The 12,381-nt window shown below is 74.1% G+C and carries 11 protein-coding genes and 1 pseudogene; 7 read left to right on the forward strand and 5 right to left on the reverse strand.

From position 1 onward, the window contains the following. Positions 1–864 (reverse strand): annotated as a pseudogene (locus EAD96_RS27275) (hypothetical protein); the annotation flags it as partial. Between the two features lie 296 nt (positions 865–1,160). On the opposite strand from EAD96_RS27275, the gene uvrB reads away from it, so the two are divergent. The 4 genes from uvrB to EAD96_RS27295 all read left to right on the forward strand — a co-directional run bounded on the left by uvrB (position 1,161) and on the right by EAD96_RS27295 (position 5,503). Next, positions 1,161–3,266, forward strand: coding sequence for an excinuclease ABC subunit UvrB (gene uvrB / locus EAD96_RS27280; protein ID WP_121686256.1), 2,106 nt, complete (start codon positions 1,161–1,163; stop codon positions 3,264–3,266). A gap of 25 nt (positions 3,267–3,291) precedes the next feature. Beyond that, on the forward strand, positions 3,292–4,125 hold the full coding sequence (locus EAD96_RS27285) for an AraC family transcriptional regulator (protein ID WP_121686257.1): 834 nt from the start codon (positions 3,292–3,294) through the stop codon (positions 4,123–4,125). 24 nt (positions 4,126–4,149) lie between these two features. Further along, a complete protein-coding gene (locus EAD96_RS27290) occupies positions 4,150–4,518 on the forward strand; it encodes a VOC family protein (protein ID WP_121686258.1) in 369 nt (122 codons plus the stop codon). Between the two features lie 85 nt (positions 4,519–4,603). Next, positions 4,604–5,503 (forward strand): DUF5753 domain-containing protein, encoded by a 900-nt coding sequence (locus EAD96_RS27295; RefSeq protein ID WP_121686259.1) that lies wholly within the window; start codon positions 4,604–4,606, stop codon positions 5,501–5,503. A 108-nt stretch (positions 5,504–5,611) separates the two neighbouring features. Here EAD96_RS27295 and EAD96_RS27300 read toward each other — a convergent pair whose 3' ends face one another. Then, positions 5,612–5,905, reverse strand: a complete 294-nt coding sequence (locus EAD96_RS27300; protein WP_013287496.1) for an antibiotic biosynthesis monooxygenase — start codon at positions 5,903–5,905, stop codon at positions 5,612–5,614. A gap of 390 nt (positions 5,906–6,295) precedes the next feature. Here EAD96_RS27300 and EAD96_RS27305 point away from each other — a divergent pair, with 390 nt between their 5' ends. After that, a complete protein-coding gene (locus EAD96_RS27305) occupies positions 6,296–7,294 on the forward strand; it encodes a TerC family protein (protein ID WP_013287495.1) in 999 nt (332 codons plus the stop codon). 57 nt (positions 7,295–7,351) lie between these two features. On the opposite strand, the gene EAD96_RS27310 is transcribed toward EAD96_RS27305, so the two are convergent. Both EAD96_RS27310 and EAD96_RS27315 read right to left on the reverse strand, forming a co-directional pair. Next, positions 7,352–8,473: a C40 family peptidase gene (locus EAD96_RS27310; RefSeq protein WP_121686260.1), complete on the reverse strand. Its 1,122-nt coding sequence runs from the start codon at positions 8,471–8,473 to the stop codon at positions 7,352–7,354. A 57-nt stretch (positions 8,474–8,530) separates the two neighbouring features. Next, the gene (locus tag EAD96_RS27315; RefSeq protein ID WP_121686261.1) at positions 8,531–9,628 is read right to left on the reverse strand and encodes a mandelate racemase/muconate lactonizing enzyme family protein; all 1,098 of its coding nucleotides are present in this window, start codon (positions 9,626–9,628) and stop codon (positions 8,531–8,533) included. Between the two features lie 44 nt (positions 9,629–9,672). On the opposite strand from EAD96_RS27315, the gene EAD96_RS27320 reads away from it, so the two are divergent. Continuing rightward, the gene (locus EAD96_RS27320; RefSeq protein ID WP_121686262.1) at positions 9,673–10,470 is read left to right on the forward strand and encodes a tyrosine-protein phosphatase; all 798 of its coding nucleotides are present in this window, start codon (positions 9,673–9,675) and stop codon (positions 10,468–10,470) included. Positions 10,471–10,475: 5 nt separating this feature from the next. Here the strand turns inward: EAD96_RS27320 and EAD96_RS27325 are convergent, their stop codons facing one another. Beyond that, the gene (locus EAD96_RS27325) at positions 10,476–11,339 is read right to left on the reverse strand and encodes a serine hydrolase (RefSeq protein WP_121686263.1); all 864 of its coding nucleotides are present in this window, start codon (positions 11,337–11,339) and stop codon (positions 10,476–10,478) included. 73 nt (positions 11,340–11,412) lie between these two features. Between EAD96_RS27325 and EAD96_RS27330 the strand changes: the two genes are divergently transcribed. Continuing rightward, positions 11,413–12,078 carry a class I SAM-dependent methyltransferase gene (locus EAD96_RS27330; protein WP_121686264.1) on the forward strand — a complete coding sequence of 222 codons (666 nt, stop codon included), beginning with the start codon at positions 11,413–11,415 and terminating at the stop codon, positions 12,076–12,078. Positions 12,079–12,381: the final 303 nt, after the last annotated feature.

The raw sequence follows: 12,381 nt of genomic DNA on the forward strand, positions 1-12,381 counted from the left end.
GTCCACCGGGACGCCGCCGACCCGGTCGTCGCGCAGCCACCGGCCGTCGGTGGCGGGCCGGTCGACCCGGTCGGCGCCGAGCCCGATCAGCAGGTCGCGTACCGCGCCGAGGCCGTGCCCGCCGGCCGCCGCCCGCATCCGCCACCGGTCCGCCGGCGGCACCAGCGGGGGCCGGGCCGGGGTGGGGAGCGCGCCGGGGTCGGGCCGCACCAGCAGCGCGGACGCGGTGGCCTGGACCAGGCCCCGGTCGGCGCCCGCGCCCGGGCCGCCGACGTCCAGGTAGACCAGGGGGCGGGCCCAGTCGACCCAGCCGACCAGTTCGGTACGGGCGGCGTCGGCCCCGACTGTGACCCGGACGCCGGCGCGTACGTCGCGCAGGTTGGTGACCCGCAGCGCGGCCACCCGGTCGGCCTCGGCGGCGGTGAGCGGGCGCGCCGTCCCGGTCTCGTCGGCCCGGTGGGGTGCCCAGGTCAGCAGGCCGGCGACGAGCGTCGCGGCGGAGATCGCGGCGGCTGCCACGAGCGCGGCGAGCGCGATCCGGCGCCGGTCCGGCCCGTCCGGCGGGTCGTCGGCGCCGTCCAGTTCCGGGTCGCTGCCCGGCCGGGTGGTGAGCGTGGGACGACGGCCGGCGAGCGGGTCGGCGCGGCGGCGCCGGCCGGCCACCGTGGCGGGCCGGGTCGGTGTGCTGGTGCGGCCGCGACGGTGACCCCGGCCCGGTTCCCGGGGGACGGCCTGGTCGCCGTCGCCACGGGCGGAGAGCCGGTGCGGGCGGCTCGCGCCGCGCTGGCGGCCCGGCTCGTCGGCGGGCGGGGGCGTGCCGGTGTCGGGCTCGCGTCGCGGCCGGCGCTCGGGAGAGGTCCCCACGAGTGGAGAACGCGAGAGCGGGGTTTCGGTGACGAGCAGGGGCGCTCGCGGCGGCCGGTCAGCGCTGCGCGCGACCACCGTCGGCGCGCACGCCGGTCGTCCCGGGTGCTGCGGCCCTGGCGCCGGGGGCGACCGGCCCGCGAGGGGCGATCACCTGCCCGGTCGGCCGCCGCGAGCGGCCTACGGTACGAGGGTAGACCGGTGAGATGAGCCACACAATGGGAATATCGAAGCCGATCAGGGACGGTCCGTGGTCGTGGCCGGAAGTGTCGGACCGCGGGCGTACCGTTGGTGTCATGGCGCTCGACATTCCCCGGCTCGACGGCCGCTTCCAGGTCGTCAGTGAGTTCCAGCCGGCCGGTGACCAGCCGGCTGCCATCGACGAGCTTGAGCGTCGCGTGCGGCGCGGCGACCGCAACACGGTGCTGCTCGGCGCGACCGGCACGGGCAAGAGCGCCACCACGGCGTGGCTGGTCGAGCGGCTCCAGCGGCCGACCCTGGTGCTCGCCCCCAACAAGACCCTCGCCGCCCAGCTCGCGAAGGAGTTCGGCGAGCTGCTGCCGCAGAACGCGGTCGAATACTTCGTCTCCTACTACGACTACTACCAGCCCGAGGCGTACATCCCGCAGACCGACACCTACATCGAGAAGGACTCCTCGATCAACGAGGAGGTCGAGCGGCTGCGGCACTCGGCGACGATGTCGCTGCTCACCCGGCGGGACGTCATCGTGGTCGCCACCGTGTCGGCGATCTACGGACTGGGCACGCCGGAGGAATACCTCGACCGGGCCGTGCGGGTCAAGGTCGGGCAGGAGCTGGACCGCGACCAGTTGCTGCGCCGGCTGGTCGACATCCAGTACACGCGCAACGACATGGCCTTCCAGCGCGGCACGTTCCGGGTCCGCGGCGACACGCTGGAGATCATCCCGGCGTACGAGGAGCTGGCGGTCCGGATCGAGCTGTTCGGTGACGAGATCGAGAAGCTCTACTACCTCAACCCGCTGACCGGTGACGTGGTCCGCGAGGTCGACAGTCTGATGATCTTCCCGGCCACGCACTACGCCGCCGGTCCGGAGCGGATGGAGCGGGCGATCCGCGACATCGAGGCCGAGCTGGGTGAGCGGCTGGCCGAGCTGGAACGGCAGGGCAAGCTGCTGGAGGCCCAGCGGCTGCGCATGCGCACCACCTACGACATCGAGATGATGCGCCAGGTGGGCTTCTGCTCCGGCATCGAGAACTACTCCATGCACATCGACGGCCGGCTGCCGGGCAGCCCGCCGCACTGTCTGCTCGACTACTTCCCCGACGACTTCCTCACCGTGGTCGACGAGTCGCACGTGACGATCCCGCAGATCGGCGGCATGTACGAGGGCGACGCCTCCCGTAAGCGGATGCTCATCGACCACGGTTTCCGGCTCCCCAGCGCGGCTGACAACCGGCCGCTGCGCTTCGACGAGTTCCTGGAGCGGGTGGGCCAGATGGTCTTCCTCTCCGCGACCCCCGGCCCGTGGGAGCTGGAGCAGGCACAGGGCGAGTTCGTCGAGCAGGTGATCCGGCCCACCGGCCTGATCGACCCCGAGGTGGTGGTCAAGCCGACCAAGGGGCAGATCGACGACCTCATGCACGAGATCAAGCTGCGTACCGAGCGCGACGAGCGGGTGCTCGTCACCACGCTCACCAAGAAGATGGCCGAGGATCTCTCCGACTACCTGCTGGAGAACGGCATCCGGGTGCGCTACCTGCACTCCGAGGTCGACACGCTGCGCCGCGTCGAGCTGCTGCGCGAGTTGCGCAAGGGCGACTACGACGTGCTGGTCGGCATCAACCTGCTCCGGGAGGGCCTCGACCTGCCCGAGGTCTCGCTCGTGGCGATCCTCGACGCCGACAAGGAGGGCTTCCTGCGCAGCGGCCGGTCGCTGATCCAGACCATCGGCCGCGCGGCCCGTAACGTCTCCGGCCAGGTCCACATGTACGCCGACAAGATCACGCCGTCGATGGCGAGCGCGATCGACGAGACCAACCGGCGCCGGGCCAAGCAGATCGCGCACAACGAGGCGAACGGCATCAGCCCGGAGCCGCTGCGCAAGAAGATCCACGACATCCTCGACGACATCTACCGCGAGGCGGAGGACACCGAGAACAGCAACGTCGGCGGGGCCGTGCGGCAGCTGTCCCGGGGCAAGGCGCCGGTCAAGGAGACGCGCAGCCGCCGGGGCGCCGCCGCGACCCCGTCGCGCGAGGGGATGGCCCGGGCCGACCTGGCCAACCTCATCCAGGAGCTCAACGACCAGATGCTCGCCGCCGCGCGCGAGTTGCAGTTCGAGCTGGCCGCGCGGATCCGCGACGAGGTCTCCGACCTCAAGAAGGAACTGCGCGGGATGGACGCCGCCGGGGTCCGGTGACCGGCGCGACGGCCGGGGCGGCGCGATGCTGACCGAGGCCGTCACCGGGCGGCCCGACCCGCGGCTGCGCCAGTGGGTGGACCGCTACCTCGGCTACCGCGAGGACGCGCCCGTCCCGTTCGTGCGCCGGGAGGCGGCGGGCGCGTTCGTCGTGCTGATCCTCGGCTGGGGCGACCCGCTGGACGTGACCGACCCGCGTGCTCCCGACCGGGGCGGATGCGCCGGAAACGCCTTCCTGGCCGGTCCGTTCGACGGCTGGTGCGCCACCCGGACGGCCGGGACGGGCACCGGGGTGCAGGTGCTGCTGACCGCCCCGGCGGCCCGCCGCCTGCTCGGGCTGCCGCTGGCCGAGCTGACCAACCGGGCGGTGCCGGTCGACGCGGTTGCGGGCTGGCTGGCCCGGCTGCGCGACGAGCTGGCCGGCGAGCCGGGCTGGCCGGAGCGCTTCGCCCGGCTCGACGCGGCCCTGGTCGCGCGGCTGGCGTCGACCGCGCCGGTGGACCCGCACCTGCTGGCGGCCTGGCGGCGCCTGGACGGCAGCGGGGGAGCGGTCGGCGTGGCCGCGCTCGCCGGGGAGGTGGGCTGGTCCCGCCGTCACCTGTCGGTCCGGTTCCGGCGGGAGTTCGGCCTGCCGCCGAAGACCGTCGCCCGCCTGCTGCGCTTCGAGCGGGCGTACGCGAGCCTGGGCCGGACGCTGCTCACCGCGGACGCCGTGCCGGACGACACCGGGTGGGCGGAGCGGGCCGCCCGGTGGGGCTACTACGACCAGTCTCACCTGATCCGGGAGTTCCGCGAGTTCGCCGGTGCCACTCCGGCCGCGCTGACCGGGCCTGGATCGCATTCGTCCAATCCGGTCTGACCGGCCCGGCGGCAGACTGACGGCATGCAGAGCGTCTATCCCGTCTTGCGGTATCCCGACGTGCGAGCCGCCGTCGACTTCCTCTGTTCGGCGTTCGGCCTGACCGTGCGCGAGGTGCACGAGTTGCCTGACGGCACCGTCGTCCATGTCGAGCTGGCGTTCGCTGGCGACCTGGTGATGCTCGGTCCGGGGCCGGCGCCGCGGTCCCGCCCGGCCGACGACGACTACGGCGTCTACCTGGCGATCGAGGACGTCGACGCGCATCACGAGCGCGCCCGGTCGACCGGGGCGGAGATCGTTCGGGCGCCGTTCGACACCGACTACGGCTCCCGCGACTACGTCGCGCGCGACCTGATCGGGCTGGTCTGGTCGTTCGGCACCTACCGCCCGTGACCGCGTCGCCCGTACGGTTGCGCTGTGTGGGCGAGGTATTGCCGAGCGTGACGGTGATGCGTACGCTCCCTCCCGGGAGGCGTGCATGCCGTTGTCAGCAAGTCCTGTGGTCCGGAGGGCGCGGCTCGGTGTGGAGCTGCGCCGGCTGCGTCGTCGCGAGTCGCTCACGCTCGAACAGGTCTGCGCCCGGCTGGGCTGGGCGTCCACCTCGAAGCTGTCCCGCATCGAGCTGGGGCAGAGCCGGCCCGACCTGGCCGACGTGCTCGACCTGCTCGACGTCTACGAGGTGCCGTCGCCGCAGCGCGACGAGCTGATCGTCATCGCGCGTGACGCCGCCACCGGCCGGGGCTGGTCGAAGGCGCTCGGCGAGATGGGGGAGCGCCAGCGGGCGTACGCCGAGCTGGAGGCGGGCGCGGAGCGCATCGTGGAGTACCAGTGCGTGCTCGTGCCCGGGCTGCTCCAGACCCCGGCGTACGCCCGGCTGCGCGTGTCGGCCGGCGCGGCGCTGGCCGGGGAGGTGGACGTGGAGGCCGACGTGCGCGCCCGGGTGGCGCGCCAGGAACTGCTGATCCGGCCGGACCCGCCGCACTACACCGCGCTGGTGGACGAGCGCGTCTGCGACCCGGACGGCCTGCCTTCCGACGTGTGGCGCGACCAGATGCGGCATCTGCTCGCGCTCGCCGAACGGCCCCGCGTCACCGTCCGGGTGCTGCGGTCCGCGGCGTCGAGCGGCGACGGGCCGCACCCACTGGCGCCGTTCTCGTACTACTCCTACCCGGACCCGGAGGACCCGCGCACCGTGCTGGTGGAGACGCTCACGACCGACCTGCGGCTGGTCGCCGAGGCGGACGTGACCCACTACGAGCGGGTCATCGAGCGGCTGCTGGCGGCGGCGCTGCCGGCGGACGCCTCCGCCGAGCTGGTGGCCCGGCGGCTCGGTGCGGCGCCCGTGCCCCGGCCGCGCGATCCGCACGAGCTGGAGTGAGGCGCACGGCCCGCCGTCGGTGCGGCGCGACCACCGGGCCCGGCGCCCCCGATGACCGTCGGGACCGGTGGCCGCGCAGCGCGCAGGCTACGACAGCGGTACGACAGTTCAGGCCGGAACGTCGATGAAGTGCTCGACCAGCGGCGGGCCGGCGAAGTGGGGGCCGATCAGGCCGCGCCACTGCGCGAACCGCTCGGTCTGGCGGAAGTTCACGTCGTGCGCCTCGACCGAGTCCCACTCGACGAGCAGCACGAACCGGGTGGGCGACTCCACGCCCCGCGTCATCCGCACGGAGCGGCAGCCCTCGGCGCCGGCGAGGATCGGCCGCGCCTGCGCATAGGCGGCGGCGAACTCGTCCTCGTGTCCGGGCGTGACATCGATCAGCGCGACCTCAAGAACCATGCTGGCAGCCTGCCATGCCGGCCCGCCGCCGGTGCGTCCCGGGTGACATCCCGGCGCCCCGCACAGCCACATGACTAGCCTCCTAGGACGCGCCGCGGGACGTGAGCCGCGGCACGTCGAGACATCGACGGGCGGCCCGGAGATGCGCCACCCGGGTGCGATGGTGAACAATGGCGGCCGAGGAGGGGAGTATTCCCCCGCGACGGAGTCGTCAGCACGGAAGAGCGCCGGCACCCCCGGTGGCCCGACCCGGCTCCGTCGGTCGGAACCCGGCACGCGGGCTCCGGCGGAAGAGACCTCCGACAGTCACCCCTGTCAGCGTCGACGCACCCCGGCACCGCACCCGGGCGTACGGTGTGCCCGACGCAGCGTGTCTGCCGGAGGATGGATTTGAACGTGTCCGCATTGGTGTGGGCGGTAACGCTGATCGCGATGATCGCGGTCCTGCTCGCCGACCTGTTCATCATCGGCCGGCGGCCGCACGAGCCGAGCGTCCGCGAGTCCAGCCTGTGGGTGGGCTTCTACGTCGGCCTGGCGCTGCTCTTCGGCGTGGTCCTCTGGCTCACCGCGGGTGGCCGCGTGGCAGGGGAGTTCTACACCGGCTGGCTCACCGAGTACAGCCTCTCGGTGGACAACCTCTTCGTCTTCGTGATCATCATGGCCCGGTTCGGGGTGCCCCGGCAGTACCAGCAGAAGGTGCTGCTCGTCGGCATCATCCTGGCGCTGATCATGCGGGGTGGCTTCATCGCGGCCGGCGCGGCGCTGATCTCCCAGTTCTCCTGGGTGTTCTACATCTTCGGCGCGTTCCTCATCTACACCGCTGTGAACCTGGCCCGGCAGGGCGAGCCGGACGAGGACGAGTTCAGCGAGAACCTGCTGATCCGGTGGAGCCGCAAGGCGCTGCCGCTGTCCCGCGACTACGACGGCGCGCGGATGACCACCCACGAACACGGGCGACGCCTGTTCACCCCGATGCTGATCGTGATGATCGCCATCGGCACCACCGACCTGATCTTCGCGCTGGACTCCATCCCGGCGATCTTCGGCATCACCCAGGAGCCGTACCTGGTCTTCACCGCCAACGTGTTCGCGCTGATGGGACTGCGGCAGCTCTACTTCCTGCTCGGCGGCCTGCTGGACCGGCTCATCTACCTCAGCTACGGCCTCGCCGTGGTGCTCGGCTTCATCGGCGTCAAGCTGGTGCTGGAGGCGCTGGCCGAGAACAACCTGCCGTTCATCAACGGCGGCGAGCACGTGGCGTGGGCCCCGCACATCCCGATCTGGCTCTCGCTCACTGTCATCCTCGGCACCCTGGCCGTGGCCACGGCCGCCAGCCTGGCGAAGTCGTCGCGGGACCGGCGCCGGGAACTGGCCCAGGCCCGCCGCTGACCCACCCGTACCGCCGGGGCGCTCCCGACCCGGGGGCGCCCCGCGGCGTGTCCGGGGTCAGACGCGGTGGGCGCCGACGAGGGTGGCGGTCCGGTCGGCGGGCAGCTCCTCCTCGACCACCCGGCGGGTCAGATAGCAGGCGTGCAGCATCCGGCGCCGGCCGCCGCGCGGCTCGGCCGACACGATCCCGACGTGGTGGATGCGCCGGCCGGGCCGGGCGAAGAAGTAGAGGTCGCCGGGGCGCTCGGCGTCCAGCGGCACCCGCGAGGTCGCCGCCGCCTGGTCGTCGGCGTCGCGGGGGAGCGTGATCCCGTACCGCCGCCAGGCCAGGTGCACCAGCCCGGAGCAGTCGATGCCGTCGGTGGACATGCCGCCCCAGACGTAGACGAGGTCGCGCAGCCGCTCGGCGACCGCGAGCACCTTCTCGGCCTCCGGACGCTCGGCGGGCAGCGGCACCAGGTCGTCCTCCGTGGCCCAGAGCGGTTCGGGCCGCCCGGGTACGCGGACCGGGCGCCTGCCGTCCACCGCCGGCCCGGCCGGGGTGAGCCGGGTGCCGAGGACCACGCCGGTGAGCGCCGCGTCGCCGTCCGGCCCGGCGCGCAACGCGGTGTGGGCGACGTCGACGGTCAGCGGCCGGTCGGCTGCCGAACCGGTGCCGGCCGGACCGGAACCGGAACCGGCCGAACCGGTACCGGCGGGGACAGGACCGGACAGACCGGAGCCGGACGGACCGGAGCCGGACGGACCGGGACCGGACGGGCCAGGACCGGACGGGCCGGTAGCGGCCGGCCCGGCCGGAGCGGTGCCGGACAGCGCGGGGCCGGCATCGGCCGGATGAGTGGAGGGCGGGCCGGCGTCGGCGGGATCGGCCAGGTGGGCGGCCCGCAGCCAGCCCGGGTAGCCGTCCGCGCCGAGCTTCGCCGCGGGCTGGCCCAGCGCCACCACCCGTACCCAGCCGTCCGGCCGGGTTTCGGTGACGCGCACCGGCTCGCCGAGCAGCAGCTGGGTCAGGACGCAGTCACCGACGAGTTGGTCGCGGTCCATGCCGGCGATCCAGGCGGCGACGTCGGGGGAGCCGGCGAGGGCGGGACAGTCGATCGGGCGTACCGCCTCGGGCGCGGTCCAGAGGGTCGCCACCGGTACCCGTACGACGGCCCGGCGGCCGGGCTGAGGCGCCACGCGTACCCCTCTCTGCGGTGGTCGTCGGGGCGACCATATGAAAAATTCTGACGATCCTCAAGCATGTGTCTGAATCTTAGCTTCACGTAGCCCGGTGACGCCCAGCCCCGGCGCGTCGGGCAGGAGCACGCTCGCGCCCTCGTACCGGATGCCCCCGGCGACCGGCGACCAGGCCAGCCACCAGGCGGCGTCGAGGTCCGACACGGCCGTGGTGCCGTAGGCGGCGACCAGGCTGGCCGCGGCGCCCACCCCGACCGGCCCCTCCATCATCGAACCGACGATGGTGCCCATGCCCTGCGCGGCGGCCAGGTCGAGCAGCGTGCGGGCCGGTTGCAGGCCACCGCACTTGGCCAGCTTCACGTTGACCATGTCGGCGGCCCGCCGCCGGATCACCTCGACCAGGTCGCGCACGTCGAAGACGGACTCGTCGGCCAGGATCGGCAGGTCCACCCGGTCGCTGACCCAGGCCAGCCCGTCCAGGTCGCGGCGGTGCACCGGCTGCTCGACCAGCTCCACGTCGAGCCCCGCGTCCTCGATCGCCCGGATCACCCGGACCGCCTCCCGGGGCGTCCAGCCCTGGTTGGCGTCCAGCCGGATCCGCACGTCCGGCCCGACCGCGGCCCGCACCGCACGGACCCGGTCCAGGTCGCCGCGGGCGTCCGTGCCGACCTTGAGCTTGAGCACGGTGAACCCCTCGGCGCCGCGCCGCGCCGCCGTCGCGGCCAGGTCCACCGCGTCACCGGCCGCCAGCGTGACGTCGGTCGGCACGCGCAGCGCCGTGCCGCCGAGCAGACGCACCAGGGGTACGCCGAGCCGCCGCGCGGCCAGGTCGTGCAGCGCCACGTCGACCGCCGCCTTCGCCGACTCGTTGCCCACCACGGCGCGGCGCACCTGCGCGCAGGCCGCCTGGAGGTCGTCGGCGTCGCGGCCGATCAGCAGCGGCGCGAGCATCTCGCGGACGCACGCCTCGGCGCCCGCCACCGACGCGCCCGTGACCTGCCAGACCTGCGGCGCCTCCCCGAAACCCGAGCGCCCGTCGCCGTCGATCACCTCCACGACCAGCGTGTCCACGGTGGTGGTGCGGCGCAGCGCGGTGACGAACGGGGTGTGTAAGGGGGCCGAGAGCCGGTGGGTGCGTACCGCGGCGATCGTCATGTGGGGCACCCTATAGCCAACTGGCACCGAGCAGGGGAGGGCCGATGGCCGGGCGGGAATGGGAGCTGGTGGGCGCGCCGAACGCGCGTGACCTGGGTGGACTGCCGACGACCGACGGGCGGCGGGTACGGGCGGGACGGCTCATCCGCACGCCCGCGCTGGGCCGGCTGACCGACGAGGACCTGCCGGTGCTGGGCAAGCTCGGCCCGGCGTGCGTGGTGGACCTGCGCGACGTCCACGAGCAGGCGGTGGCCCCGCCGGACCGGCTGGTGGGGGAGCCCCGCACCGTGCACCTGCCGGTCTACGACGCGGCGCACCCGGTGTTCACGTACGTCTCGGCGGTGTTGCAGGGCCACGACCTGGACGCGTACGCGGCGCTGGCCCGCGAGGGCATGCCGGGGGCGATGACGGCGATCTACCGCTGGTTTGTCACCGGTGAGTCGGCGCGGGCCGGGTTCGGCGAAGCGGTGCGGCTCGCCGCCGACGGTGCGAACCTGCCGCTGCTGTTCCACTGCTCGGCCGGCAAGGACCGGACCGGTTGGCTGTCGGTGGTGCTGCTGACCGCGCTGGGGGTGGAGGAGGAGGCGATCCGCGCCGACTACCTCGTGCACAACGAGCTGACCGAGAGCCTGCGCGAGGTGCTGCTGTCGGCGATGATCCAGCGCCGGCCGGACCTGGACCCGGCGGTGGCCCGGCCGCTGCTGGAGGTGCGCCCGGAATACCTGGACGCCGCCTACGACGAGGTGCGCCGCGCGCACGGCTCGTTCGAGGCGTACCTGCGGGACGGTCTGGGGGTGACCGACGCCGACCGCGCCGCATTGCGCGAGCGGCTGCTGGAGTAGCCGGGTCAGCCGGCCAGGTCGTGCCGGGCGGCCCAGACCCGCTCCGAGACGTGCGCGATCAGGCGGCAGGCGTCGTCCTCGACCTCGCCGTCCGCGCCGCCGTCGGCCAGGTCGGTGGTGGTGCAGACGACGATCGTGTACGGCGGCGCGTCGTCCGGGAACACCACGCCCGCGCCGTGTCGCACGCCGCGTACCCAGCCGTTCTTGTGCGCGATCCGGGTGCCGTCGGGCAGCCCGGCGGCCAGGTCCTCGCGGTGTTCCTGCGCGACGAGCACGTCGAGCATGGCGGCGCAGCCGGCCGGTGAGGCGAGCGGGCCGGGCCGGGTCGCGCCGAGCGCCAGCTCACCGAGCAGTGCGGCCAGGTCGGCGGCGGTGACCAGGTTGTCGATGCCGGAGTCGCGGGCGGCGAAGTCCTCGATGCCGCGGCCGGTGACGCTGTGCCGCGCCCCGGCGAGCGCCCACGCCTGCGCCACGGCGGGCAGCCCCACCTGGCCGATGCAGATGTTCGTGGCCAGGTTGCTGGACCGGACGATCATCCGCTCGGCGAGCCAGCGCAGCGACGCCTCGCCGCCGACGCGGTCCCAGACCGCCTCGTCGTTGTCGTAGTCGCGGTCGTTGGCGAACCGGGGCGCGCCGGACAGCGCGGAGTCGAACGAGTTGCGCACCGGCACCGGCGCGTCCAGGTCGAGCCGGCCGGCCTCGGCGGCGCGGAACAGCGCCACCAGCACTGCGAGCTTCATGGTGCTCGCCGCGTAGTGGGTGGCGTCGGCCCGCCGCGTCCACGTGGGGCGCGCGCCGGGCCGGCCCACGTACGCGGAGACGATGCCGGGCACCCTGTCCAGGTGCGCGTCGAGCTCCTCCCAGATCATGACCGCACCGTAGCCGATCGCCGCGGCGTACGCGGGGCAGCGGCGGACCCGGGTACGGGGCTAGCGTGCGGAGATGACGACCCCGTTGTACGACGACATCGCCGACTGGTACGAGGAGTACGCCAGCGAGACCTCGTCGGTCTACATGGACCGGGTCCGGTCGGTGCTGGCCGACCTGCTGGGCGACGGGCCGGGCCGGTGCGTGGACCTGTGCTGCGGCACCGGGGCGCACGCGGCCGAGGTGCGCCGTCTCGGGTGGACACCGGTGGGGGTGGACCTGTCCGGCGGGCAGCTGCGCCACGCCCGCGCCCGGCTGCCGGTGGCCCGGGCCGACGCGACCGCGCTGCCGCTGGCCGGCGGCGCCGTGCCGGCGGTGGTCTGCGTGCTCTCGCACACCGACATGCCGGACTACCCGGCGGCGGTCGCCGAGGCGGCGCGGGTGCTGGCGCCCGGCGGCCGGCTGGTGCACGTCGGCGTGCACCCGTGTTTCGTCGGCGCGTTCGCCGACCGGTCCGAACCGGAGCGGATCGTGATCGACGGCGGGTACGCCTCGCGTGAGCACACGGTCCGCTCGTGGAACTCGGTCGGGGTCCGGGCCCGGGTCGGCGCCTGGCACCTGCCCCTGGCCGGACTGCTGGACGCCGTGGCGGCCGCCGGACTGCGGCTGACCCGGGTGGTGGAGTCCGGTTCCGGCCCCGTCCCCGACGTCCTGGCCCTGGCGGCCACCAAACCGCACTGACACCAGCGTTGCCGTGACTTCACCTCGCGTCCGAGGCGCGGTAATGGCCCCGTGGTGCGTCCCGCGTCCGGTTGCGCGGTGTGGACTCGTGGCGCTGTCCCGCGTCCGGTTGCGCGGTGTGGGCTCGTGGCGCGTCTCGCCGTCTCGCATCTGTCGCCAGCCTCGCGCCCGTAGCGTCGTCTCGCGCCCGTCGCCGCGCTCGTCCGTCGGCGGGCAGGTTCCCCTGCCGCCCCGCCCTCGCTCCAGCCCGGCGATCCACTCTCGCCCTTCGCCTCACCCCCGCCCTGCCCGCACCGGCCGCCC

The organism is Micromonospora sp. BL1 (assembly GCF_003667485.1).
GTDB classification, from domain to species: Bacteria; Actinomycetota; Actinomycetes; order Mycobacteriales; family Micromonosporaceae; genus Micromonospora; species Micromonospora tulbaghiae.